Here is a 24,307-nt window from a genome sequence, read left to right on the forward strand (position 1 = left end):
GTAACATCCGGACATGACCGAGCACAACGAATCCCGTACCGCTCCATCCGCAGCCTCCGCGTTATCGGTCGACGCACCCCTCTTCAGCCGCGCCGCCTGGGCGCGGATCCTGCCTTTCGGCGCCTACATCTTCTTCATCATCCTCGGCGACATGCTCGAGCGCACCGGCCTGTCGCGCGCCGAGCTGCGCTGGCTCTACCCGGTGCAGATCGGCGTCGTGGCCGTCCTGCTGGCGGTGTTCTGGCGCCGCTACCACGAACTGCGCGCGCCGCTGCCCGGCGCGGCCCAGCTGCTGGTGTCGGTGCTCGCCGGTATCGTGGTGCTGGTTCTCTGGATCAACCTCGACGCCCCGTGGATGACGGTGGGGGCGAGCCCCGGCTACGACCCGCGCACCAATGGCGAGCTCGACTGGCTCCTGATCGTCATCCGCATCGCCGGCGCCGCCCTGGTCGTGCCCGTCATGGAAGAGTTGTTCTGGCGCTCCTTCGTCATGCGCTGGGTCGACGCCGCCGACTTCGAAGCCCTGGAGCCCGCACGGGTCGGCATCAAGGGTTTCCTGGTATCGGTCGTCCTGTTCGGTTTCGAACACAACCTGTGGCTGGCCGGCATCGTCGCCGGTGTGGCCTATAGTCTCCTTTACATGCGTCATCGCAACCTGTGGTCCGCGGTGATCGCCCACGCTGTCACCAACGGCCTGCTCGGCGCCTGGGTGGTCGCGACCGGCAGCTGGGCCTTCTGGTAATCCGCAGGCAAGCTTCACCACCCCAAGCGCAATGAATCAGAAAAGACAAACAACATGATGCCTTTACGCCACCCATCCCTCCGCCCGATCGCCTTGTTCATCGGTGCGATGTTCATGTTCCCGGCCCACCAGGCGGCCGCCCAGCAGCAGCAACAGCCGGAAGAAGGCTTGAAGCTCTACGGCGGCATCGGCTGGGGCTACGACGACAACCTGCTGCGCGTGCCCGACAACCGTCCGGCTTTCGGCGGCAAGCGCAGCGACCGCTGGCGCCAGGCCGAGGCCGGCGTCATCTACAACAAGCGCATCAGCCGCCAGCGCGTGGCGGTGGTGGCCAAGGCCTCGAAGGTCGATTTCGACTTCTTCAAGCAGCTCGACTACGACGGCCGCGACCTGCAGGCCACCTGGTTCTGGGAACTGGGCAACAAGTTCGAAGGGCAGGCCGGCACCCTGTACGACCGCACGCTGGCTTCCTACACCGACTTCTTCAGCGACGAGCGCAACGTGCGCGAGCGCCGCCGCAAGTGGTTCGATGCCGGCTGGAAGATGCACCCGAGCTGGAAACTGCGCACCGGCTTCACCCATGAGCGCTACGAATACGAGCTGGTGCGCCAGCGCTGGAACAACCGCACCGAGAAGGCCTCCGAGGTCGAGCTGCTGTACCGTCCGAAGAGCGGCAGCTCGGTGGGCCTGGTGGCGCGCCGCCTCAAGGGCGAGTACCCGTTCCGGCGCCCGACCACGACCGGCGTGCTGAACGACGACTTCACCCAGGACGAACTGAAAGTGCGCGTCAACTGGTACGCCACCGGTTCGACCACGGTACAGGCGCTGGCCGGCTACGTGCGGCGCGAGCAGCCTTCGTTCGGCGAGGGCACCACCAAGGGTTTCAACGGCCGCGTGAACGCCTATTACCAGCCGCGCGGCAAGGTGACCTACAACGCCTCGCTGTGGCGCGAATTCGCCCCGATCGAGAGCACCATCGTCAGCTACACCCTGAACCGCGGCGCCAGCGTCGGCGCCACCTGGCAGGCCACCGGCAAGATCAAGGTCGACGCCAACGCCGCCTACGAACAGCGCGCCTACAACCCGCGCTCGGTGGCGGCCGCCGGCCTCTCCGACCTGGACGACTCGCTAAAGACGGCCAGCCTGCGCGCCACCTGGCAGGTCAAGCGCAAGATCGCGGTCTCGGCCGGCTGGCAGCACCAGTCGCGCAGCGGTTCGCAGACGCTCAACCTGGGCAAATTCGACGCCAACACCGTGATGGTGAACGCGAACGTGCTGTTCTGAAGCACTGCGGTATCTCGAAGCAGCTTATGACGGTAAACGACATCCCGATCATCTCGTTTTTCCAGCGCGTGCTCGATCCCCTGATCATCATGGGGACCCTGTACCTGGCCACGCTGTATTACCAGGAGCCGTTTTCCGGGTATTCGCTGGTGCTGATGATCCTGGCGTTCTTCATCTCGTCCTCGGTCTACCAGCACGTCGATCCCTACCGCACCTGGCGCAGCGGCCGCATGCTGGCCTATGCGCGCGACACCGTGTTCGGCTGGTGCCTGACCATCGCGGTGCTGTACTTCCTGGGTTCGGCCAGCGGCCTGAAGTACTTCTACGACGAGCGCGTGCTGCTGGCCTGGTTCATCGCCACGCCGGTGACGATCCTGGCCAGCCACCTGGCGGTGCGCAAGGCTACCGGCAGCCGCGACCGCAAGCGCGAAGTGCGTTCGATCGTGGTGGTCGGCATCAACGACGTCGGCATCAAGTTCGCCAAGGTGTGCGAGCGCCACCCGAACCTGTTCATGGAAGTCTGCGGCTTCTTCGAAGACCGCAACGATGAGCGCCGTCCGAGCGAAATCGGGCATCCGGTGCTGGGCGGCATGGCCGACGTCTGCGCCTACGTGCGCCAGCACAACATCAAGATGATCTTCATCAGCCAGCCGATCTCGGCCCAGCCGCGCATCCGCAAGCTGATCGACGAGCTGAAGGACACCACCGCCTCGGTCTACTTCCTGCCGGACGTCTACGTGTTCGACCTGATGCAGGCCAGGTTCGATACCGTCGGCGGCATGCCCGTCATCGCGATCAGCGAGACCCCCTTCATGGGCTGGAACAGCGTGATCAAGCGCGGCAGCGACATCGTGATCGGCAGCATCATCCTGGTGCTGCTGGCGCCCCTGATGCTGGTGACCGCCGTCGCCGTCAAGCTCAGTTCGCCCGGCCCCATCATCTTCCGCCAGCGCCGCTACGGCCTGTATGGCGAGGAGATCTTCGTCTACAAGTTCCGCTCGATGACCGTCACCGAGGATGGCCCGAACGTGGTGCAGGCCTCGAGGAACGACCAGCGCGTCACGAAGGTCGGCGGCTTCCTGCGCCGCACCTCGCTCGACGAGCTGCCGCAGTTCATTAATGTGCTGCAGGGGCGTATGAGCCTGGTCGGGCCGCGCCCGCACGCGGTCGCCCACAACGAGCAGTACCGCAAGCTGATCAAGGGCTACATGCTGCGCCACAAGGTACGCCCGGGGATCACCGGCTGGGCCCAGGTGAACGGCCTGCGTGGCGAGACCGCCACGCTCGACAAGATGGAAGCACGCATCCAGTACGACCTCGATTACCTGCGCAACTGGTCGCTGTGGCTCGACCTCTGGATCATCGTCAAGACAGTGAAAGTCGTGCTGACCCGCGAGAACGCCCACTGAATACGCACACTGAGCGCGTATTGAACCCGGCGTTGCGGCGGGTATCGAATAGGATGATGGGTAAAACGAGGTCGGCGCGAAATGTAATTAACTGCTCGCAATATGTAGTTATTTACCAGTGAAAACACTTTAAATTCAAGTTGGCAATAATTCGCTTAAGGTCAACTTAAAAGCCGCGCGCACGATTGGTATCTTGCTTGCACGACCACACGGGCTGCGTAGAATCGTTGATGAGTTTGCAACTGTCGGGGCTGGTGTTTGCCTAGTTCCGCAAGGGAAAACGATATGAAGAAAGCACTGATTACCGGCGTCACCGGTCAGGATGGTTCCTACCTGGCGGAGCTGCTGCTCGAGAAGGGCTACGAGGTCCACGGCATCAAGCGCCGCGCCTCCCTGTTCAACACCGGGCGCATCGACCACATCTACCAGGACCCGCACGCCGACAATCCGCGCTTCTTCCTCCACTACGGCGACCTCACCGATACCTCCAACCTGACCCGCATCCTGCAGCAGGTACAGCCCGACGAGGTCTACAACCTGGGCGCGATGAGCCACGTGGCGGTGTCCTTCGAGTCGCCCGAGTACACCGCCGACGTCGACGGCATCGGCACCCTGCGCCTGCTGGAGGCGATCCGCTTCCTCGGGCTGGAAAAGAAAACCCGCTTCTACCAGGCCTCGACTTCCGAGCTGTACGGCCTGGTGCAGGAGACCCCGCAGCGCGAGAGCACGCCTTTCTATCCGCGCAGCCCTTACGCCGTGGCCAAGCTGTACGCCTACTGGATCACCGTGAACTACCGCGAGGCCTACGGCATGTACGCCTGCAACGGCATCCTGTTCAACCACGAATCGCCGCGCCGCGGCGAGACCTTCGTCACCCGCAAGATCACCCGCGCCCTGGCCAACATCGCCCAGGGCCTCGAGCCCCAGCTCTTCCTCGGCAACCTCGACGCGCTGCGCGACTGGGGCCATGCCCGCGACTACGTCCACATGCAGTGGCTGATGCTGCAGCAGGACAAGCCGGAAGACTTCGTGATCGCCACCGGGCGCCAGTATGCGGTGCGCGATTTCGTCGAGATCGCCGCACGCGAGCTGGGCATCGAGATCGCATGGCAGGGGCAGGGCGTCGAGGAGCGCGGCCTGGTGGCGTCCGTCCGCGGCGAGAAGGCACCCGGCGTGGCGGTGGGCCAGCCGATCGTGGCGGTGGACCCGCAATATTTCCGGCCGACCGAGGTCGAGACCCTGCTGGGCGACCCGAGCCGTGCGCGCGAGCGCCTCGGCTGGGAACCGACAACCAGTTTCGAAGCGATGGTGCAGGAAATGGTGGCGCACGACCTGGACACGGCGTGCCGTCACAAGCTGCTCGCATCGCATGGCTACAACGTTGCACTTTCACTGGAGTAAGCGTGTCGAATAATCAGCCTCGTATCTATGTCGCCGGCCATCGTGGCCTGGTCGGCTCCGCCATCGTGCGCGCCCTGCGCGCGCAGGGACACACCGACATCGTCACCCGTACCCATGCCGAACTGGAACTCACCGACCAGGCACAGGTACGCGAATTCTTCCGTACCGAACACATCGACCAGGTCTACCTGGCCGCGGCCAAGGTGGGCGGCATCCATGCCAACAATACCTATCCGGCCGAGTTTATCTACGACAACATGATGGTGCAGGCCAATGTCGTGCATGAAGCATGGCGCGCCGGCGTCCAGAAGCTGCTGTTCCTCGGTTCATCCTGCATCTATCCGCGCCTGGCGGCGCAACCGATCCGCGAGGAATACCTGATGAACGGCATCCTCGAGCCGACCAACGAACCCTATGCCATGGCCAAGATCGCCGGCATCAAGCTGTGCGAGAGCTACAACCGCCAGTACGGCACCGACTACCGCAGCGTGATGCCGACCAACCTGTACGGTCCCGGCGACAACTATCACCCGGAAAACAGCCACGTGATCCCGGCCCTGCTGCGCCGCTTCCATGAAGCGCGCGAAAGCAATGCGCCGGAAGTGGTGATCTGGGGCAGCGGCAAGCCGATGCGCGAGTTCCTGTACGTGGACGACATGGCCGCTGCCAGCGTTTACGTGATGAACCTGCCGATTGAGGTGTATGCGGCCAACACCGACCCCATGCATTCGCACATCAACGTCGGCACCGGCCAGGACGTCACGATTGCCGAGCTGGCGCGCCTGGTGGGCGAGACCGTCGGCTACCGCGGCCGCATCGTGTTCGACGCCGGCAAGCCGGACGGTACGCCGCGCAAGCTGCTCGACGTGTCCAAGCTGGCCGCGCTCGGCTGGCGCGCCAGCACGCCGCTGCACGAAGGCCTGCGCCGTGCCTACGAGGCTTTTGTGGCCGAGCAGGAAGCGGAAGAGGCCGGCCCGCAGGACGTGCCTGCGCAACTGCTGGGACGCCCCGGCGGCAGCGCGGCGCGGGCGCTGGCATGAAGCGCGGGACATGTCGCGGTAGCAGTTTGTTAATTGACGAACAGAGGGCGAATCGTGTGGAACCCAGAATGGATGAGTCCTGAATCTGCTCCGTGATGCGGGGCAGGTCACGAATAACAAAAGGAACACGCGGCGGGCTCGCCCGCTAACCAACGTCGAGGAAACTATCTTGAAAACCTTCCATTTGGCAGCCAAACCAACTTCCTACCCAAGCCCCAGGCGCCTGCTGTCCGCGGCGGCGCTGGTGTTGTGCGCGACGACCCTGGCCGCTTGCAGCAAGGATGAAGCACCCAAGGAGTCGAAGCCGGGCCAGGCCCTGGCCAGCGTCAACGGCGAAGAGATCACCGTCTTGCAGCTGAACGAGGAACTGCAGCGCCTGGGCGTCGGCGCACAGCAGCAGCAGGTCGCCGGCAAGCAGGTCCTGCAGGCACTGATCGACCGTGAACTGCTGGAAAGCGAGGCTGCCAAGGAAAAGCTCGACCGTGATCCGAAGGTGATGCAGGCCATCGAACGGGCGCGTTCGCTGATCATCGCCCAGGCCTACATGCAGAAGCGCCTGGGCGAACCGCAGCGTCCGTCGCAGGCCGAAGTGGAGGACTACTTCAACAAGAACCCGCAGTTCTTCAGCAACCGCAAGCAGTTCGCCATGAACGAGCTGATCCTCGCGGCCAGCGACCTGACCCCGGAAGTGCGCGCCGCGGCCGACAGCGCCAAGTCGCTGGAAGAAGTGGCCGTGTTCCTCGACGCGCGCAACATCAAGTACGGCCGCGCCCAGGTCACGCGCAGCACCGCCGACCTGAACGCGCAGCTGTCCGCCAAGCTGCTGTCGATGCAGAAGGGCCAGCTGTTCGCGGTCAAGGAAGGCGACCGCGCCATGCTGATCTCGATCGCCGAAGTGCGCGACGCGCCCGTCACGCTGGCCGTCGCCGCCCCGCAGATCACCCAGTACCTGACGAACAAGAAGAACAAGGAGCTGGCCGCCGCCGAGATCCAGCGCCTGCGCGGCACCGCCAAGATCGCTTACCTGAACAAGGAATACGAGCCGAATCCGAACGCCCCGGCGGGCGGCGCACCGGCAGCGGCGCCGGCTGACCCGGCCGGCGCGGGCGAAGCGGCCGCGACCGCGGTGGCGACGGCGCCGGCAGGCCAGTCCTCGGTGGCGCCGCCGCCGGAGAGCGGTCCCACCACCGACAAGTCCGCGCTCGAACGCGGCGTCGCCGGACTGAAGTAATCGAACTCATCGACTCATCGACCCAAAAACAAATAGAAGGAGCAATCATGAAACGATTCGTCAAGTGGATGATGGCCACCGCGCTCGTCCTGAGCATGGGTGTCGCCGCTGCCGCCGAAGTCCTGCTGGGACCGGGCGACGTGGTCAAGCTGTCGGTTTACGGCAGCCCCGACCTCTCGCTCGAAACCCGCGTCAGCGAAAGCGGCAACATTACCTTCCCGCTGCTGGGCCAGGTTGCGGTGGGCGGCCTGTCGGTGGCCGCGGCCGAGAAGAAGATTGGCGACATGCTGGAGAAGGGCGGCTACCTCAAGAAGGCCCAGGTCAACATGCTGGTGACCACCCTGGCCAGCCAGCAGGTGTCGGTGCTGGGCTATGTGAACCGCCCGGGCCGCTACGCGGTGGAGGGGCGCCGCAAGGTGCTCGACCTGCTGGCCATGGCCGGCGGCATCCATGGCGACGGCGGCGACATCATCAACCTGGTGCGCACCCGCGACGGCAACACCACGCGCGAGACCATCGACGTGGTCGACATGGTCCGCAAGGGCGAGCTGAACAAGGATTACGAAGTGGCCGGCGGCGACATCATCTATGTCGAGCGCGCCCCGCGTGCCTACGTCACCGGCGAAGTCCAGCGCCCGGGTCCGTTCCGCCTCGAGCGCGGCATGACCGTGCAGCAGGCCGTCTCGGCCGGCGGTGGCCTGAGCATGCGCGGCAGCAATAACGGCATGAAAGTCACCCGCAAGGATGCCAGCGGCAACCCGGTGACGATTGATGTCAAGGCACATGATCCAGTCCAGGTTGACGATGTCATCGTTGTCCGCGAGTCCTGGTTCTGAGGGGATGCCGATAAACCTACTACGCGTCGCGCTGACGCCCTGCGATGCTCGCCGTACCGTAAGTACGGCTGCGCTTCTCGAGCGCCAGCGCTTCCGCTCGCTACGGTTTCTCGGCACCCCGATGCGCTGTTGGTAATTCATTGTTTAAAAGCTTCAACCGTTTAAAGCTCCGCCGTTTTGTCCACCCCGCTGTCAAGGCATCTGATGCAAAGGTAAGGCCATGAACGTTCATCAATTCCTGCTGATCCTGCTTGCCAGGAAGAAGATCATCCTGGGAACCCTGCTAGTCACCGTCCTGCTCGCGCTGGGCTGGAGCCTGATCCAGCAGAAGACCTACAAGGCAACCGCATCCGTGCTGTTGAACTACAAGGGCGTGGACCCGGTGAGCGGGCTCACCATGCCCGGCAACCTGATGCCGGGCTATATGGCGACCCAGATGGACATCATCACCAGCAAGAACGTGGCCCTGCGCGTGGTCGACTCGCTGCGCCTCGCATCGAGCCCGGCCGTGCAGGCGCAGTGGCGCGAAGCCAGCGAAGGCAAGGGCTCGGTGCGCGACTGGCTGGCCGACCTGCTGCTGAAGAAACTCGAGATCATGCCCTCGCGCGAATCGAGCGTGGTCGAGATCAGCTTCAAGGGCGCCGACCCGGCCTTCGCCGCCGCCGTCGCGAATGCCTTCGCCGACGAATACCAGAAGATCAGCGTCCAGCTCAAGACCGAGCCGGCCAAGAAAGCCTCGTCCTACTTCAACGAACAGACCAAGCAGCTGCGCGACAACCTGGAAGCCGCGCAGGCGCGCCTGTCGAAATACCAGCAGGAGAAGGGCATCGTCAGCCTCGACAACAACCGGGTGGACGTCGAGCTGTCGCGCCTGAGCGACCTGTCGGCCCAGCTGGTCGCGGCCCAGACCCAGGCCATGGAAGCCAGCTCGCGCGAACGCATGGCCACCGGTGTCGGCTCGCCCGACGTCGCCAACAACGCCCTGGTGCAGAGCCTGCGCGTGAGCCTGGCGAGCGGCGAAGCCAAGCTGGCCGAAGCCGCATCGCGCTACGGCCGCAACCACCCGGCCTACCAGTCGGCCCAGGCCGAGGTGAGCAAGATGCGCGCCGAACTGAATGCCGCCCTGGGCAGCGTGTCGAAGAGCGTGGGCGCCAATGCCCAGGTGTATCGCCAGCGCGAGGCCGAGCTGCGCGCCGAACTGGCCGCCCAGAAGACCCGCGTGCTCGAGCTGAACCGCACCCGCGACGAACTCGGCGTGCTGCTGAAAGACCTCGACAGCGCCCAGCGCGCCTTCGACGCCGCCAGCAACCGCTTCTCGCAGACCCGCATCGAGGCCCAGGCCGAGCAGTCCGACATCTCGATCCTGAACCCGGCGGTGCCGCCGACCGAACCTGCCGGTCCGCGCGTGCTGCTCAACACCCTGGTCTCGATCCTGCTGGGCACCATCCTCGGCGTCGGCCTGGCCCTGCTGCTGGAGCTGATCAACCGTCCGGTCCGGTCGACCGGCGACGTCAAGGACATGCTGGGCATCCCGGTGCTCGGCACCATCGAATGGCGCATGAAGCGCCCGCGCAGCGGCGGTATCCGTGCGCTGATGACCCCGCGCCGCCTGTTGCGCTTGAACTGAGGCGCGCGGCGCTCGCGCATCCGAACCAGAAAAGAATAGGACACGACCATGAATTCATCCGTGCTATCCGCATTGCCGACCGGTGCACCCCACGAGGGCGCACTGCACAACGGGGCTCAGGCCGATTCGAGCATGGGCGCATTGCTGCTCGATTCCGGCAAGCTCACCCCCGAGAGTGCCGAGCGTGTCCTGCGCATGCAGAAAGACCTCGGGATCCGCTTCGGCGAAGCCGCCGTGCGCCTGGGCCTGGTGAGCGAGGAAGACATCCAGCAGGTGCTGGCGCGCCAGTTCTCCTATCCCTACCTGCAGAAGGGGCAGGCCAACCTGTCGCCCAAGCTGGTCGCCGCCTACGACCCATTTTCTCCCCAGGTCGAGGCCCTGCGCGCGATCCGCAGCCAGCTGATGCTGCGCTGGTTCGCCCGCGGTCGGCGCGCCCTGGCGATCGCCGGCGTGACCCCGGAAGACGGTTCCAGCCTGTTCGCGGCCAACCTGGCGGTGGTGTTCTCCCAGCTGGGCGAGCAGACCCTGCTGGTGGACGCCAACCTGCGCAGCCCGCGCCAGCAGGAGATGTTCGGCGTCAAGCCGCGCCAGGGCCTGTCCGACCTGCTGGCCGGCCGCGCCGACCTCGACGTGATCCAGCGCGTTCCCGCTTTCGTCGACCTGTCCCTGATGCCGGCCGGCACGCTGCCGCCGAACCCGCAGGAATTGCTGGCGCGCGAAGGCTTCCGCAACCTGAATACCCAGCTCGAGTCGCGCTACGACGTGGTGCTGTACGACCTGCCGCCGTTTGCCAGCGGGGCCGATGCGCTGGCGGTGGCCGGCCGCGCCGGCGGCGTGCTGCTGGTGGCCTGCAAGCACCGCACCCGTATCGCCAACATCAGCCGCATGGCCGAGCAGATGGCCGAATCCGGCGCCGAAGTCGTCGGCTCGGTGGTGGTGGAGTTCTGAGATGGCGACGGCGGCACCAGATCACGCAAGGGCGCAGGCGGAACTGCCGCCTCCGACCCTGGCAGGGACCCTCGATGGCCTGAAGGGCTCCGTCTCCGAATGGTGGCCGGTGTATGCCGGCCTGGCAATCCTGTTCGGCCCCACTTTCTACAGCCTGTTCACCGGCGCCTGGATCAGCGAAGAGCAAGGGCACGGCCCGATCATCTTCTTCCTGGCGCTCTGGCTCATCTGGCGCAAATGGCCCGAAGTCATGGCCGCGGTCGGTCCCAAGGTGGGGAACACTGCGGAGGGCAGCTGGACCGGCTGGCCGGTGCTGGCGATCGGCCTGATGTTCCACCTGCTGGGCCGCTCGCAGAAGATCCTGATGTTCGAGGTGGCCTCGATCGTGGTGGTGATGGCGGCCCTGGTGCTGCTCAAGTTCGGCAGCCGGGCGCTGCGCACCCTGTGGTTCCCGTTCTTCTTCATGCTGTTCCTGATCCCGCTGCCGAGCGAGCTGGTGGCGGCGGTGACGATGCCGATGAAGATGGCGGTGTCCTGGGTGACCGAGCACATCCTGTTCGCGCTGGGCTACCCGATCTCGCGCTCGGGCGTGGTGCTGCAGATGGGCCAGTACCAGCTGCTGGTGGCCGATGCCTGCGCCGGCCTGCAGACCCTCTTGACGCTGGAAGCGCTCGGCCTGTTCTACCTGAACCTGATGCGCCACCCCTCGGCCTTCCGCAACATCACGCTGGCGATCCTGATCGTCCCGATTTCGTTCACGGCCAACGTGATCCGCGTGATCGCGCTGACCCTGATCACCTATTACTTCGGCGACGCCGCCGGCCAGGGCTTCCTGCACGGCTTCGCCGGCATGGTGCTGTTCGTCACCGCGCTGCTGCTGATCCTGGCGGTCGACAACGGCCTGCAATGGTGGATCAAGCGCCGCGGCAATCGCGGCGGCGGCCCGGGCGCGGGCGGCGGCCGCCGCATGCCCGGCACCCTGAAGGAGGCAACATGAACCGCCGTTTCGCCATCAGCCTGGTACTGGGCCTGGCCATGGCCGGCACCTCGGCCCTGACCGGGGCGCTCACCCCCAAGCCGCGGGTGCTGCAGCCGCATGAGCAGTTCAGCCTGGAACAGATGATCCCGCAGCGCTTCGCCGACTGGCGCATCGACCCCTCGGTGGTGCCGCTCGCGCCCGATCCGGAGCAGCAGAGCATGCTGGAAAAGATCTACGACCAGACCCTGTCGCGCACCTACATCAACAGCCAGGGACAGCGCGTCATGCTGTCGATCGCCTACGGCGGCGACCAGAGCAAGGCGCTGCAGCTGCACCTGCCCGAGGTCTGCTACGTGGCCCAGGGCTTCCAGATGCAGAAGGATGCCGAGGACAGCCTGACGACCCGCTTCGGCGAGCTGCCGGTCAAGCGCCTGGTGGCGCGCCTGCACGAGCGCAACGAGCCGATCACCTACTGGATCACGATCGGCGAGCACGCCTCGCGCGCCGGCATCCAGCAGAAGCTGCACCGCCTGGCCTACGGCCTGTCGGGCGAGATCCCGGACGGCATGCTGGTGCGCGTCTCGACCATCCAATCCAACGAGACCCAGGCCTACGGGGTGCAGGACCGCTTCGTCGCCGAGATGCTGGGCGTCATGGCGCCGCGCGACCGTACGCGCCTGCTGGGCTCCGGCTTGGCAGGTGCACCGGAAGCGGCGCCGGAGGCGGCCGCCGCGGCGCCTGCGGCGCATGGCCCGGCGCATGGCTGAGACAGGGAGAAGGTAACGAGCGCCGATGAACACGATCCTCCCATACATTTATTACTCGCTGCCGTGGGCCTTCATCATCGGCCTGTCGATCGCAGCCGTCGCGGGGATCGGCATCGGCATCGCATGGCCGCGCTTCCTGGTCTACCCCTACCTGGCGGTCTACTTCTGCATGAACTCCACCAGCTACGGGAACATGGCGATCTTCGCCACCCGCAGCATCTACAGCCGCGGTTCCGGCCTGCTGCTGTTCGGGCTGGTGCTGTGGTACGTGCTGGGCGCCTGGGCCTGCGCGCGGGTGGCCGCCACCTTCCAGCGCTACCCGACCCCGGCCTGCAACCTGCGGCCCTGGTTCTGGGCCTGGTTCGTGCTGCTGCTCGGCCACCTCGCCGTGGGCCTGATGAACGGCGTCACCGTGGCCGAGGCGCTGACCCCGCAGGGCTTCTCGAACATCGTCTGGATGGCGCCGCTGATCTCGCTGATGCTGCTGTCCTTCCGCACCCGCGAGCACCTGATCGAGCTGACCCATTTCATCCTGATCGTGGGCCTGTGCCGCTCGCTGTTCGGCCTGGTGCGCTGGGCCGCCTTCGGGGGCGACCCGAACAACGTGTACGCCAACCTGAACGCGATCAAGATCCGCCTGACCTTCTTCGACATCAACGACAGTCTGGTGTGCACCATCGCGTTCGCGATCGCCGCCGTCCACCTGTTCCAGACCGTCAAGACCGACCGCCCGAAATTCTGGCGCAGCATCGAGTGGATGACATTGATTTCCACCGCGCTGTGCATCCTGCTGTCCTACCGCCGCAGCGCCTGGATCGGCTTCATGCTGGCCTTCCTGGTGATCATGATGCGCTTCCCGCTCAAGCGCCGCATGCAGCTGATGACGGCCGGGCTGCCGGTGGTCGGGGCCGCGCTCACCTACGTCGCGGTGCAGCGCCTGTCGCAGACCAAGGGGGCGGGCACCGGCCTGTCCAGCCTGGTCTACGACATGCAGTCCAAGCGCTTCGGTCCCGAGAGCGAGCGGGTGCTGGAGCTGAAGTTCGCGCTGGGCGACTTCCTGGCCAACCCGATCACCGGCATCGGCACCTGGGGCAGGTACACCGGCTACCAGTACATCTCGTGGCAGCAGAACCCGGACGGCGGCCTGTTCCTGCATAGCGGGGTGCTGCACATCGCGCTCAAGAGCGGCCTGATCGGCACCGTGCTGCTGTTCGGCACCCTGATCACCTTCGTGCTGTTCGCACGCCGCGCACTCAAGCAACTGCCGCCGGAACTGCTCGGCCTGGCCACGGCCGGGGTGGCGGGGCTCGCCTTCATGATTCCCGATTTCCTGATCGGCACGCCGTTCCCGCAGGTGCGCACCAGCCAGATGCTGGCCGTCTGCATTGCCCTGCCTTACCTGGCGATGGCGGTAGCCAAGGCGGCGCCGGTGACCAGGCCGGCAATGAAACCCTTCACGCCGCCGCGTCCCCACCTGGTGCCTGCCTGATGAACCTGCGCCTCGCCCGTAACGCCTGGTCGAACCTGCTCGGCGCGGCCATCCCCGCGCTGGTCATGCTCGGCACCGTGCCGCTGGTCGTCAAGGGACTCGGCGACGCCGGCTATGGCCTGTATTCGCTGGTCACGGCCATCGTCGGCTATTTCGCGGTCATCGACATCAACGTCACCGCCGGCTCGGTCAAGTACATCGCCGAGCACAATGCGCGCAAGGACGACGAGCGCATCTTCGAGACCGTCTCCTTCGGCCTGGCCACCTACACCGGCATCGGCCTGCTGGGCGCGCTCGGCCTGTTCTTCAGCGCCGGCTGGCTGGTGCAGGGCGTGTTCGCGGTGCCGCAGCGCCTCGTTCCCGAAGCAGTCGCCACGCTGCAGCTGGCCGCGCTCGGCTTCCTGGCCGGCCAGCTGCAGAGCTACCTGAACAGCGTGCCGCAATCGCTGATGCGCTACGACATCTCGGCGCGCCTCGAAATGGTATTCGGCACCCTGGTGCCCCTGGCCACCGTCGGCGTGCTGCTGCTCGGCTACGGCCTGTTCGAGGTCATCCTGCTGCGCGTCGCCGCCAGTACCCTGCATTGCACGATCCTGTGGGGCGCGATTCGGCGCCTGCTGCCCGGCCTGCGCTGGCGCTGGCCGGGACGCGCTTTCCGCAATGCGCTGCTGGGCTTTTCGGCCTATTCCTTCCTGTCGCGCTTTGCCACGCTGTCGTATGCCCATGCCGACAAGCTGATCATCGGCGCCCTGGTGGGCGTCACCGGGCTGGCCTATTTCACGGTGGCGGCCACGCTCGCCAACCGGGTGCTGAGCCTGACCTTCCGCCTGTCCGGCGTGTTTTTCCCGGCAGCCAGCGCGCTGGCGGCCAGCGGCGAGTATGCGCGCCTGGACCGCGTCTACCTGAAGGCGACCCGCTACGTGGTCTTCCTGAACGCCGCGATCCTGGTGCTGGTGGCCGTGTTCGCGCACCAGATCCTCGGCTACTGGATGAACGAGGACTTTGCCCGCGCCGGTGCGCTGGTGCTGGCCGTGATGGCGCTGTCGCAGTTCGTCGATTCGCTCACCAGCCTGCCGTCGCTGGTCAACGACGGCATGGGCCACCCGCGCGTGTCCGGCCTGTTCGCCGTGACCCGCGCCCTGGCCGGCCTGGCCATCGTCTACACCGGCGTGGCAGGGTGGGGGATCGACGGCGCCGCCTGGGGCCACCTGGTGGCGTCGGTAGTGTTCACCAGCATCTTCCTGGTCTATGTCCATGGCCGCACGGTGCCGACCACCCTCGGGCGCCTGCTGGGCCAGGGCTATGCGCCGGGCCTGTTCGGCGTCGCCCTGGTGGCGGTCGCCGCCACCGCGGCCGAGCAGCTGTTCGACCGCGGGGCCTGGGATTTCGTGTTCATTCTCGGCGTGACCGTGCTGCTGCTGGGCGTGCACGGTGCGCTGTTCGTCGTCGAGCGCGACGACCGGATGATGGCGTGGTCGCGCCTGAAGTCGGGCTGGTCGCGCTGGCAGGCGAAAGGAGCCTAGATTTGCGGATACTGATGGTCTCGGAAGATTTGCCGGGCGCCCAGCTCGGCGGCCTGGCCAAGCATGTCGTCACGCTGTCGAATGCCCTGCTCGAAGAAGGCCACCACGTGGACATCATGGGCCGCTCCGACCGGGCCCACCCCAGGAGCGCCGAGGAGATCGGCTTCCAGGGCCGGTTCATTCCCGGTTTCGACTTCCGCCGGGTCGGCTGGAAGGAAGCCCAGCTCGGCTTCTTCAATCCCGCCAAGCGGCCCTGGTTCGCCGCCAGGGTGGCGCGCGCGCTGTCCGAGCATGCCCGCAGGATCGGCAACTACGACGTGGTGCACTACCACGGCCACCTGCCGATGACCGGGCTGTACGTCGACCCTGGCCTGAACTTCGTCCAGACCCGCCATGACCAGGGCAGCGAATGCGTGACCCACCTGCGTTTCAAGGACGACGCGGTGTGCCTTGAAACCTCGCCGCGGGCCTGCGCCGGCTGCGCCCACGCGGCGCCGGGGCCGCTGCGCAGCCTGCTCTCGGGCCACGCGGTGGCGCGCTACCGCGGCGAGACCGAGCGCACGTTCGCGCAGCATAAAACCATCTTCGTGTCGGACTTCCTGCGCCGCCAGTTCCTGCGCACGCTGCCGCATGCCGACCTGTCGCGCTCGCGCGTGATCCACAACTTCATCAACTACCGCAAGCTGGCGCGCCTGGCCGCCAGCAGCGGCGCGCCAAGGCCGGGGCAGGTGCTGCTGGCCGGGCGCATCGATACCGGCAAGGGCTTCGCCGAATTCCTGGCCGCGGCGCGCGGACGGCTGCCGGCCGGGGCGCAGCTGCTGGTGGTCGGCGACGGCCCGCTGCGCGCGCGCCTCGAAGCCGAGTATGCGAGCGAGCAGGTACGCTTCCTCGGCTGGCAGCCGAACCAGGACGTGGTGGCCCTGACCGCCACCAGCCATGCCTGCGTGGTGCCCTCGGTGTGGGAAGAACCCTGCGGCACCACCATCCTCGAAGCGCTGGCTCTGGGCCGACCCTGCCTGGCGCTGGCGCGCGGCGGCAATCCCGAGCTTGCCGTCTACGAGTCCTATTCCGGCCAGTTGCGCCTGGCCACGTCGATGGAGGAGCTGGTGGGGCTCCTGGTCGACGAACTGGCGCAGCCGGCCCAGGCGCGTCCATTGCCGGCAATCGCCGGGATGGACGTTTTCCAGGCCCTTCCCAAGATCGTGGACTTCTATGCACAATAATGCTTCGACCCCTGTCGCCGCCAAGCCGACTTTTTCCATTGTTACCTGCACCTGGAACAGTGCCGCGACCCTGGCAGACACCCTGGCCTCGGTCCAGGCCCAGACCTGCCAGGACTATGAGCACATTTTCGTCGACGGCGGCTCCACCGACGGCACCCTCGACATGATCGCGGCCTATCCGGGCAACAAGCGGGTGCTGCGCGACGTCGGCGGCGGCATCAGCCGCGCCATGAACCAGGGCATCGAAGCGGCGCAGGGCGAGTACATCGCCCATTTGCATTCGGACGATTATTACAACGGGCCGGACGTGCTGGCCACCGTCAAGCGCGCCTTCGACGAAGCCCAGGCGGCAGGCCGGCCGGTGGATTGGGTGTACGGGAACATCCAGGTCCTGAAGGACGGCAAGATGGTGCCGCCCTATGCCATGCCGGCCTTCTCCTACCGTTCCTTCGTGGCCGGGCGCAGCTCGATCCCGCACCCGGCCGTGTTCATCCGCAAGTCAGCCTTCGAGCGCGTCGGCGCCTTCGACGAGAAGCTCAAGTACGCGATGGACATCGACCTGTGGCTGCGCCTGGGCGCCGAGTCGCGTCCGGCCATGATCGACCAGCCCCTGACCGTGTTCCGCGACCATGCGGGCAGCGTGTCCTCGGCCAACCGCCTGAAGGCGCGCCAGGAGGAATTCAACGTGCGCCGACGCCACATGGACAAGGCGCCGCTTGCCTTCGGTATTTACTGCCTGCGCTACCTGAAACGGGTGCGCGAACTGCAGGCCGAGGCGCGCGCGGTGCCGGCGCAATGAAAGGGTAGCTTTTTGACAGCTTTGCCGTTTTATCTTTTCAGGCGGTTTACGACCGTTAAAAGCCTGCAAATATTGTTCGGTAAAAGTTGAAATTCTGTCGTGGGATTTCTGCAAAGCAAGAAAAAAATCTGTGATTTCTTTGGGGAATTTGCCTGTGCTCAACTTACTTTGGGGTAGCATAACTGCTGTCAAGTAAGTCGTTTCTTCAGAGCATCAAGCGTTCTCAAGCCCGCCGGCAAGCCCGGCCAGGCGCACGGATTTCAAGATTTTTTTCGGAGTACCCACATGCAATTTCAACGGAAGAGCCTGGTCCTGATGGCCGCCGTCGCCTCGCTGTTCGCGAGCGTTTCCGCGCGTGCCGACTGGGTCCAGTCGACCGATCCCCTGGTCGTGCAGGCCAAGCCAGAGATGAACTCGGTGCAGGCGCAGAATCCTCCTGGCTTCACCTGGGCCCGCCACGCGACCGGTCCGGCCAGCTACGAGGTCGAGGTCACGCCGGTGGGCGGCACTCCGACCCGCGCCGTGGTCGACCGCAACTGGTACCTGCCGACCAAGGCGCTCGCCCTCGGCAACTACACTTGGCGCGTGCGCCCGGTGGGCAGTAACGAATGGTCGACCCCGCGCAACTTCTCGATCACCAGCAAGTCGACCAAGTTCGAAGTGCCGGACAACGCCACCCTGCGCAGCCGCATCCTGTCGAAAGCGCGTCCGCGTTCACTGCCGAACTCGGTGACCCCGTTCTCGACCTGGAACTATGCCAAGCGCACCGCGCTCGAACCCTACCTGAGCCGCCTCGGCAACGAAGTCAAGGCCCAGGTCAGCGCCGTGCCCAGCCTGACCGACTCGCGCTGGAACATCGTCATCAGCTCGCCGCTGACCGCCGCCATGGCCTCGCAGCAGACCGACGTGCGCCAGCGCATCAACGAAGCGACCCGCCAGATGGAAGCGGCGGCGCTGATGTACAAGCTCAAAGGCGAGACCATCTACCTGACCGAAGCCCTGCGCCGCGGCGATGAACTGGCCGCGCTCAATCCGTCGGGCCCGACCAGCTACGCCAACCAGGACCAGGCCACCCGCCAGATCGCCTGGGGCCTGGCCAAGACCATCGACCTGCTGGGCGGCGCGCTGGACGGCACCCGCAAGGCGCGCTGGCTCGGCTCGATCAAGATCCGCACCACCGAGATCTACAACAACCTGGCCGGCGACAACGGCCGCCTCGACCAGTATCCGTTCGACTCGCACGGCAACACCAGCCTGGTGTTCCTGGTGCTGATCTCGACCCTGACCCTGGGCGACATCCCGGACGCCGAGAAGTGGTTCGACTTCTCCTTCCGCGCCTATGCCCTGAGCCCGAACCCGTGGAGCGGCCCGGAAGGCGGCTACGCCAACGGCACCGCCTATGCCGAGTACGCGGCCGGCTACCTGCTGGCCCTGTGGGATCCGCTCACCCACGCCAGCGGCGTGAACTTCTTCGGCAAGCCCTGGACCCTCGGCTTCCTCGATTTCGCGATGGAATTCACCCCGCCGGGCGCGCGCACCCACGCCTTCGGCGACGCCTCCGAGACCAAGCCGGACGCGCGCGTGTTCCGCGCCTTCGCCACCCGCATGTGGTCGCCGCGCGCCGCCTGGTACGTGAAGAACACCACCGGCATGGAAGACGCGATGTCGCTGCTGCAGGCCGAATACCCGCTGCCGGTCAGCTACACCACGTATCTGGAGGCGCCGCAGAACTCGGCCTATTACCCGAGCATCGGCTGGGTCGCCATGCACAGCGACCTCGGTTCGAGCTCGCGCATCTCGACCTTCTTCAAGTCCAGCCCCTACGGCTCGTTCAACCACAGCCACGGCGACCAGAACGGCCTGCTGCTGTCGATCGCCGGCCAGCCGATGCTGGTCAAGGCCGGCTGGTACGACTGGTACGGCTCGCCGTACTGGACCGACTGGTACCACCAGACCCGTTCGCAGAACGCGATCACTTTCGACGGCGGCAAGGGCCAGATGGTGACCGGCTACCGCGAGCAGCTGCAGCGCAACGGCCGGATCACCGCCTTCACCGCCCAGCCGAGCTACGACTATGCCGAAGGCGACGCCACCCCGTCGTATGGCGGCCAGCTGACCATGGCCAAGCGCCAGGTCTGGCACCTGCGCAACGCCGGCAACGCCATCCTGGTGCGCGACCGCCTGTCCAGCACCGTGGCCCGCACCTACGAGTGGAACATCCACACGCCGGTGATCATGACGGTCGAGAACGGCCAGAACGTCAAGGTGGTGGCCGGCAACCAGTCGCTGTGCCTGCGTTCGCTGAACGGCAACGCCAACTTCGCCAAGTGGATCGGCCCGGGCGCCAAGACCAACGTGGTGGAAGACCACGGCGCCTTCTATTTGAAGGCCAACGCCAACACTACCGCCGAGTACCTGGTGCTGCTCGACGTCGGCTGCAAGAAGCCGGCCGTGAACATCTCGACCTCGGGTTCGGTGCGTACCGTCACCGTGGGCGGGCAGTCGGTGACCATCAACTAACGAGCGCTGTCCGCTTCACGCAGCTGCTAGACTCGGGCTCCTCGCGGCATGCGCCGCGAGGAGCTTTTTTAATTGCGGAGTCGGCAATGAAGCAGGTGTTCCTGATCTGTGCGCACAAGGACATCGACCAGCTCAATGCGCTGGTCGCGGCCTTGTCCGACCCCGACTTCACGGTCTACGTCCACCTCGACCGCAAGAGCGCGCTCGACCCGGGCGCGCTGCATCGCGCGGCCCGCCTGGTAGCGCCGCGCATCGACGTGCGCTGGGGCGGTTTCTCGCAGGTGCAGGCGACCCTGGTGTCGCTGCGCCAGATCCTGCGCGAGCAGCCGGATTTCGACAAGGTCGTCTTCCTCTCGGCCCAGGACTTCCCGCTGCTGCCCAACGCCCTGCTCAAGCGCGAGCTCCTTCGCTTGCGCGACCATGAGCTGCTGGAGACGGCGCCGATCCGTCCGGGCGGCTGGGACGTGGCGTTCCGCTACCAGTTCTACTACCGCGAAGGAGGAGGGCGGCTGGAGCGCCTGGCCTGCGGCCTGGCCAACCGCGTCCTGCGCGCCACCGGGCGCCGGCGCAGCATGCCGGACGGCTTCGCGCCGCACGGGGGATCGTCCTGGTGGGCCTTGTCGCGCGACTGCGTGGCCGAGGTGCTGCGCCTGGCCGACGCCAACCCGCGCCTGATGCGCTTCCTGCGCACCGTGCAGTGTCCCGACGAGATGCTGTTCCAGACCCTGGTGATGGGCTCGCGCTTTGCGGACCGGGTGCTGTCGGATAACTACCGCTACGTGCAGTGGCCGGAGCAGGGCGCGCGCAATCCCAAGGTGCTGGACGCCGGCGACTTCGAGCGCATCCGCGCCTCGAACGCCCATTTCTGCCGCAAGCTGGACAGCCAGGCCAGCGCCGCCCTGCTGCCGCAACTGCTGCAGTGGAAGGAAAGCCGTGCCGCCGCCTGAGGAGTCCGGCCACACAGGCGAGGCGCCGCGGCGCGGATCCCAGAAGGTCATCTATGCCGCGATCGTCGCCAACCTCGGGATCGCGACCGCCAAGTTCATCGTCGCCGGCGTCACCGGCAGCGCCGCCATGGTGGCCGAAGGCATCCACTCGGCCGTGGACACCGGCAACGAATTCCTGCTGCTGCTGGGCGAGCGGCGCAGCAGCCGCCCGGCCGACCGCAAGCATCCCTTCGGCTATGGCAAGTCGCTGTATTTCTGGGCGCTGATCGTGGCCTTGTCGGTGTTTTCGCTGGGCGGCGGGCTGTCGATCTACCACGGGCTCGATGCGCTGGAAAACCCGCCGCCGCTGGAAGACCCGTTGTGGAACTATGTCGTGCTGGGCGTCGCCGCCCTGTTCGAAGGCTATAGCTGGAACGTGTCGCGCAAGGCCCTGAATGCCGTGCGCAAGCCCGGCACCACGCTATGGCAGGCGGTCCGCGCGAGCAAGGATGCCTCGGTCTTCACGGTCTTCATCGAGGATTCGGCCGCGCTGCTGGGGCTGGCGATTGCGGTGCTCGGCATCGCGCTGGGGCATTACTTCGACAATCCGTACGCCGACCCGGTCGCCTCGATCCTGATCGGCGTCCTCCTGATCGGCGCGGCCATCATGCTGGCGCGCGAAACCGGCGCCCTGCTGGTCGGCGAAAGCATCGACCGCGACCAGCTGGCGGCGCTGTATGCGCTGTTCCGCCGCGAGCCGGCGCTGGACAGCGTGAGCAGCCTGCGCACCATGCAGATGGGCCCCGAGGAAGTGCTGCTGGCGGCATCGGTGCAATTCCGGCGCGGCATGCGCATTGACGAGGTGGAACAGGCGATCGCCCGGATCGAGGCCGCGGTCGCCAGCGCGCATCCGGTGATCCGCCAGATCTATTTCGAGGCGTCGGCGCTGCGCACATCGATGCGCTAGGGGCGCAAAGCCGCCTTTTTGCCCGCCTGTGTGCTGTAGCGCACATATGCTTGCCGCCCCCGACCCGTGCTCGCAAGAGCTTGCGCTAGAATCGGCTGGCCTCGCTCATCCTGAGAAACGTATGCGTAAGCCCCTATCCATCGCCTTCATCGTCCGTGATCCCCTGCCGCCGCTGCGTGCCGACCTGGCCACCCTGTTCGGCGCCGAGATGCCGCGCTATGGGGTGACTACCCAACTGGTCGGGCAGGCGGGCAGCGAGGAAGGCAGCACGTGGCCGGCGGGCGGCATGCACATGGTGGGCAGCCTGAAGTCGCGCTTTGCCGCCGTCCTGTCGCCCCTGTGGGACCTGCGCGGCCTGCTGCGCGCCAGGCGGCGCGGGCGGCCGGACTGTATACAGGTGCGCGACAAGATCGCCTCCGGCCTGCTCGGGCGGATCGCCGCCGCCGTGCTGCGCGTGCCCTTTGTTTACTGGATGTCCTTCCCGATCGTCGAAGGCTTCGAGGTGCGGCGCGACGAGATCGGCCGCCGCGGCAAGGGCCTCCTGTGGTGCGGCCATGCCCTGCGCGCCTGGGCATCGCGCTTCGTCATCTACCGCCTGGTGCTCCCAGGAGCGCGCCACATCTTCGTGCAGAGCGAGGCCATGGCCGACTGGATGGCGAGTCAAGGCTTCGAGCGCAGGCGCATGACCGCCGTGCCGATGGGCGTCGACGCAAGCCTGTTCGACCGCGACCGGGTCGAGCCAGTGGTCGATCCGCGCCTGGATGGCCGCCGCGTCATCCTGTATCTCGGCCGCATCGCCCAGGCCCGCCGCTCGGACTTCCTGCTGGACGTGGCCGAGCAGCTCAAGGACGAGTTTCCCGACCTGCTCCTGGTGATGGCCGGCGACGCCGCCTCGAACGACGAAATGGCCTGGATGCGCGCCGAGATCGCGCGCCGCGGCATCGACGAGCACGTGCTGCTGACCGGCTGGCTGCCCCAGCGCACCGCGCTCGGCTACGCGGTGCGGGCCGAGGTCGGGCTGTCGCCGATTCCGCGCAGCACCCTGTTCGATGTCTCTTCGCCGACCAAGCTGGTCGAGTACCTGGCGCTGGGCATCCCCAGCGTCGCCAACGACATCCCAGACCAGCAACTGGTCATCGACGAGAGCAGGGCGGGCTTGTGCGCGCCGATGGAAGCCGGCCCTTTCGCAGCGGCGGTCAGGCGCCTGTTGCAGGACAAGGCGCTCGCCGCCGAGTTAGCGAAACGTGGTCCAGCGTACGTAAGAAGCCACCGGACCTATGCTATTCTGGGTCGGATTGTTGCAGAAACGTACACAAAAATCCTACCTGGCTAGAAGTGAAAAAGCAACACTTCAGTCCGGCAGGCATCGTATCGTGCGCTTCCCGGAGTAAATACCGTTGTACTATCCAAAACAATTTCTAATTTGCAAATATCTTTGCAGGGACCTGAAGGAAGGGCGAATGGCATGAACCGGGCATCGGCACCAGCAGCGCCAGCGGCGACGCACGCATCGCCGAAAGTGCTCATGCTGGGTACCGAGCCCGGCGGCCGTGGCGGCGTCGCCACCGTGGTCTCGCTGCTGCGCCAGAACGGCTTGTTCGAACGCGAAGGCGTCTGCTACGTGCCGACCCATGCCGAAGGCAGCCGTGCCGCCAAGATCGGCGCCGCCTTCAAGGGCCTGCTGCGCACCCTGGCGTGCCTGGCGCGCCGTCCGGAAGTCGTGCATGCGCACGCGGCCTCGAACGGCAGCTTCGTGCGCAAGTCGGTGCTGCTGGCGCTGTCGCGCGCGAGCGGCGCCAACACCGTCTTTCACCTGCACGGCGCCTGCTTCGACAGCTTCATCGAAGCTTCCAGTCCGCTCATGCAGCGCTGGATCCGCCACACGCTCGAGAAAAGCTCGGTCGTCATCGCGCTCTCCAGCCGCTGGGCCGGCTACCTGGAGGGCTTCGCGCCGCGCGCGCGCGTCGTCGTGATCCCGAACTCCGTGCCGTTGCCGCCGCCCGCGCAGGAAGCGCCCGAGCCGGGCCGCATCCTGTTCCTCGGCCAGGTCGAGCCGCGCAAGGGCATCCATGAATTGCTCGAGGCGCTGGCGCTGCTGCGCGAGCGTTTTCCGCATGCGCATCTGGCCATCGGCGGACAGGGTGAACTGGACAAGGTGAGGCGCCGCGCCCTCGAACTGGGCGTGGCAGACCGTATTACCGAGCTGGGCTGGGTCACGGCCCAGCGCAAGCAGGAGGAGCTGGCGCGTGCATCCATCTTCTGCCTGCCGTCGCACGCCGAAGGCTTGCCGATGGCCTTGCTGGAGGCGATGGCGGCCGGCAAGGCGGTGGTCAGCACCGGCGTCGGCGGCATCCCGGATGCGCTGCGCGACGGCGACAACGGCTTGATGGTCGAGCCCGGCAACGTGGCCGCGCTGGCGGCCGCCCTCGGACGGCTGCTCGGCGACGAGGAGGAGCGCAGGCGCCTGGGTGCGCGCGCCCGCGCCACCATCGAACAGGAATTCGAGTCCGGCGTCGTGATCGGACAACTATCAGCGGTGTACAAACAGCTGCGGCAAGGCCGCAGCTGAGTGCAGCATCGCGACAACTTCGCAAGG

20 protein-coding genes are annotated in these 24,307 nt (G+C 66.3%); all 20 read left to right on the forward strand.

All coding sequences use genetic code 11. The features are described from left to right. The first annotated feature begins 13 nt into the window (after positions 1 to 13). A complete protein-coding gene (locus FG94_RS22100; protein ID WP_081926132.1) occupies positions 14 to 742 on the forward strand; it encodes a CAAX prenyl protease-related protein in 729 nt (242 codons plus the stop codon). 54 nt (positions 743 to 796) lie between these two features. After that, a complete protein-coding gene (gene epsL, locus FG94_RS22105; protein ID WP_229446027.1) occupies positions 797 to 2,026 on the forward strand; it encodes an XrtB/PEP-CTERM-associated polysaccharide biosynthesis outer membrane protein EpsL in 1,230 nt (409 codons plus the stop codon). Between the two features lie 26 nt (positions 2,027 to 2,052). Further along, entirely contained in the window at positions 2,053 to 3,435 is a 1,383-nt protein-coding gene (locus tag FG94_RS22110; protein WP_036216227.1) for an undecaprenyl-phosphate glucose phosphotransferase, read from the forward strand. Between the two features lie 285 nt (positions 3,436 to 3,720). Next, the gene (gmd, locus tag FG94_RS22115; RefSeq protein WP_036216229.1) at positions 3,721 to 4,836 is read left to right on the forward strand and encodes a GDP-mannose 4,6-dehydratase; all 1,116 of its coding nucleotides are present in this window, start codon (positions 3,721 to 3,723) and stop codon (positions 4,834 to 4,836) included. A gap of 2 nt (positions 4,837 to 4,838) precedes the next feature. Beyond that, positions 4,839 to 5,876 carry a GDP-L-fucose synthase gene (locus tag FG94_RS22120; protein WP_229446028.1) on the forward strand — a complete coding sequence of 346 codons (1,038 nt, stop codon included), beginning with the start codon at positions 4,839 to 4,841 and terminating at the stop codon, positions 5,874 to 5,876. 169 nt (positions 5,877 to 6,045) lie between these two features. Continuing rightward, entirely contained in the window at positions 6,046 to 7,107 is a 1,062-nt protein-coding gene (locus FG94_RS22125; RefSeq protein WP_051996998.1) for an EpsD family peptidyl-prolyl cis-trans isomerase, read from the forward strand. A gap of 47 nt (positions 7,108 to 7,154) precedes the next feature. Beyond that, complete coding sequence (gene epsE, locus FG94_RS22130; protein WP_027864765.1) at positions 7,155 to 7,943, forward strand: polysaccharide export protein EpsE; 789 nt, start codon at positions 7,155 to 7,157, stop codon at positions 7,941 to 7,943. A gap of 220 nt (positions 7,944 to 8,163) precedes the next feature. Further along, positions 8,164 to 9,570: a chain length determinant protein EpsF gene (epsF, locus tag FG94_RS22135; protein WP_036216231.1), complete on the forward strand. Its 1,407-nt coding sequence runs from the start codon at positions 8,164 to 8,166 to the stop codon at positions 9,568 to 9,570. A gap of 48 nt (positions 9,571 to 9,618) precedes the next feature. Next, positions 9,619 to 10,518 carry a chain length determinant protein tyrosine kinase EpsG gene (epsG, locus tag FG94_RS22140; protein WP_229413036.1) on the forward strand — a complete coding sequence of 300 codons (900 nt, stop codon included), beginning with the start codon at positions 9,619 to 9,621 and terminating at the stop codon, positions 10,516 to 10,518. A 1-nt stretch (position 10,519) separates the two neighbouring features. Then, positions 10,520 to 11,515, forward strand: a complete 996-nt coding sequence (xrtB, locus tag FG94_RS22145) for an exosortase B (RefSeq protein WP_036216233.1) — start codon at positions 10,520 to 10,522, stop codon at positions 11,513 to 11,515. After that, positions 11,512 to 12,264: an exosortase-associated protein EpsI, B-type gene (gene epsI / locus FG94_RS22150; RefSeq protein ID WP_027864761.1), complete on the forward strand. Its 753-nt coding sequence runs from the start codon at positions 11,512 to 11,514 to the stop codon at positions 12,262 to 12,264. The genes xrtB and epsI overlap by 4 nt, the downstream gene beginning before the upstream one ends. 25 nt (positions 12,265 to 12,289) lie before the next feature. Continuing rightward, positions 12,290 to 13,753, forward strand: coding sequence for an O-antigen ligase (locus tag FG94_RS22155; protein WP_036216236.1), 1,464 nt, complete (start codon positions 12,290 to 12,292; stop codon positions 13,751 to 13,753). Next, positions 13,753 to 15,276, forward strand: a complete 1,524-nt coding sequence (locus tag FG94_RS22160; protein ID WP_036216239.1) for an oligosaccharide flippase family protein — start codon at positions 13,753 to 13,755, stop codon at positions 15,274 to 15,276. Before FG94_RS22155 ends, FG94_RS22160 begins: the two co-directional genes overlap by 1 nt. A 14-nt stretch (positions 15,277 to 15,290) precedes the next feature. Continuing rightward, a complete protein-coding gene (locus FG94_RS22165; protein WP_229446029.1) occupies positions 15,291 to 16,499 on the forward strand; it encodes a glycosyltransferase family 4 protein in 1,209 nt (402 codons plus the stop codon). After that, positions 16,489 to 17,298, forward strand: a complete 810-nt coding sequence (locus FG94_RS22170) for a glycosyltransferase family 2 protein (RefSeq protein ID WP_081926133.1) — start codon at positions 16,489 to 16,491, stop codon at positions 17,296 to 17,298. Before FG94_RS22165 ends, FG94_RS22170 begins: the two co-directional genes overlap by 11 nt. A gap of 285 nt (positions 17,299 to 17,583) precedes the next feature. Next, positions 17,584 to 19,818 (forward strand): DUF4962 domain-containing protein, encoded by a 2,235-nt coding sequence (locus FG94_RS22175; protein WP_036216242.1) that lies wholly within the window; start codon positions 17,584 to 17,586, stop codon positions 19,816 to 19,818. An 86-nt stretch (positions 19,819 to 19,904) separates the two neighbouring features. Continuing rightward, positions 19,905 to 20,765 (forward strand): beta-1,6-N-acetylglucosaminyltransferase, encoded by an 861-nt coding sequence (locus FG94_RS22180; protein ID WP_036216245.1) that lies wholly within the window; start codon positions 19,905 to 19,907, stop codon positions 20,763 to 20,765. Further along, positions 20,752 to 21,711 (forward strand): cation diffusion facilitator family transporter, encoded by a 960-nt coding sequence (locus tag FG94_RS22185; protein WP_051996999.1) that lies wholly within the window; start codon positions 20,752 to 20,754, stop codon positions 21,709 to 21,711. Before FG94_RS22180 ends, FG94_RS22185 begins: the two co-directional genes overlap by 14 nt. Positions 21,712 to 21,832: 121 nt before the next feature. Beyond that, positions 21,833 to 23,044, forward strand: a complete 1,212-nt coding sequence (locus tag FG94_RS22190) for a glycosyltransferase (protein WP_036216247.1) — start codon at positions 21,833 to 21,835, stop codon at positions 23,042 to 23,044. A gap of 132 nt (positions 23,045 to 23,176) precedes the next feature. Continuing rightward, positions 23,177 to 24,280 (forward strand): glycosyltransferase, encoded by a 1,104-nt coding sequence (locus FG94_RS22195; protein ID WP_229446030.1) that lies wholly within the window; start codon positions 23,177 to 23,179, stop codon positions 24,278 to 24,280. The last annotated feature ends 27 nt before the right edge of the window (positions 24,281 to 24,307 follow it).

Origin of the sequence: Massilia sp. LC238 (assembly GCF_000735635.1) — a bacterium.
Taxonomy (GTDB): Bacteria; Pseudomonadota; Gammaproteobacteria; order Burkholderiales; family Burkholderiaceae_D; genus Telluria; species Telluria varians.

What these genes read in the sequence shown, in the direction of transcription:
- epsI (WP_027864761.1), top strand. Translation starts at nt 11,512, where the DNA reads ATGAACCGCCGTTTCGCCATCAGCCTGGTACTGGGCCTGGCCATGGCC.
- FG94_RS22110 (WP_036216227.1), top strand. Translation starts at nt 2,053, where the DNA reads ATGACGGTAAACGACATCCCGATCATCTCGTTTTTCCAGCGCGTGCTC.
- epsL (WP_229446027.1), top strand. Translation starts at nt 797, where the DNA reads ATGATGCCTTTACGCCACCCATCCCTCCGCCCGATCGCCTTGTTCATC.
- FG94_RS22180 (WP_036216245.1), top strand. Translation starts at nt 19,905, where the DNA reads ATGAAGCAGGTGTTCCTGATCTGTGCGCACAAGGACATCGACCAGCTC.
- FG94_RS22100 (WP_081926132.1), top strand. Translation starts at nt 14, where the DNA reads ATGACCGAGCACAACGAATCCCGTACCGCTCCATCCGCAGCCTCCGCG.
- xrtB (WP_036216233.1), top strand. Translation starts at nt 10,520, where the DNA reads ATGGCGACGGCGGCACCAGATCACGCAAGGGCGCAGGCGGAACTGCCG.
- FG94_RS22160 (WP_036216239.1), top strand. Translation starts at nt 13,753, where the DNA reads ATGAACCTGCGCCTCGCCCGTAACGCCTGGTCGAACCTGCTCGGCGCG.
- FG94_RS22190 (WP_036216247.1), top strand. Translation starts at nt 21,833, where the DNA reads ATGCGTAAGCCCCTATCCATCGCCTTCATCGTCCGTGATCCCCTGCCG.
- FG94_RS22155 (WP_036216236.1), top strand. Translation starts at nt 12,290, where the DNA reads ATGAACACGATCCTCCCATACATTTATTACTCGCTGCCGTGGGCCTTC.
- epsF (WP_036216231.1), top strand. Translation starts at nt 8,164, where the DNA reads ATGAACGTTCATCAATTCCTGCTGATCCTGCTTGCCAGGAAGAAGATC.
- FG94_RS22195 (WP_229446030.1), top strand. Translation starts at nt 23,177, where the DNA reads ATGAACCGGGCATCGGCACCAGCAGCGCCAGCGGCGACGCACGCATCG.
- FG94_RS22175 (WP_036216242.1), top strand. Translation starts at nt 17,584, where the DNA reads ATGCAATTTCAACGGAAGAGCCTGGTCCTGATGGCCGCCGTCGCCTCG.
- FG94_RS22170 (WP_081926133.1), top strand. Translation starts at nt 16,489, where the DNA reads ATGCACAATAATGCTTCGACCCCTGTCGCCGCCAAGCCGACTTTTTCC.
- gmd (WP_036216229.1), top strand. Translation starts at nt 3,721, where the DNA reads ATGAAGAAAGCACTGATTACCGGCGTCACCGGTCAGGATGGTTCCTAC.
- epsG (WP_229413036.1), top strand. Translation starts at nt 9,619, where the DNA reads ATGAATTCATCCGTGCTATCCGCATTGCCGACCGGTGCACCCCACGAG.
- FG94_RS22165 (WP_229446029.1), top strand. Translation starts at nt 15,291, where the DNA reads ATGGTCTCGGAAGATTTGCCGGGCGCCCAGCTCGGCGGCCTGGCCAAG.
- epsE (WP_027864765.1), top strand. Translation starts at nt 7,155, where the DNA reads ATGAAACGATTCGTCAAGTGGATGATGGCCACCGCGCTCGTCCTGAGC.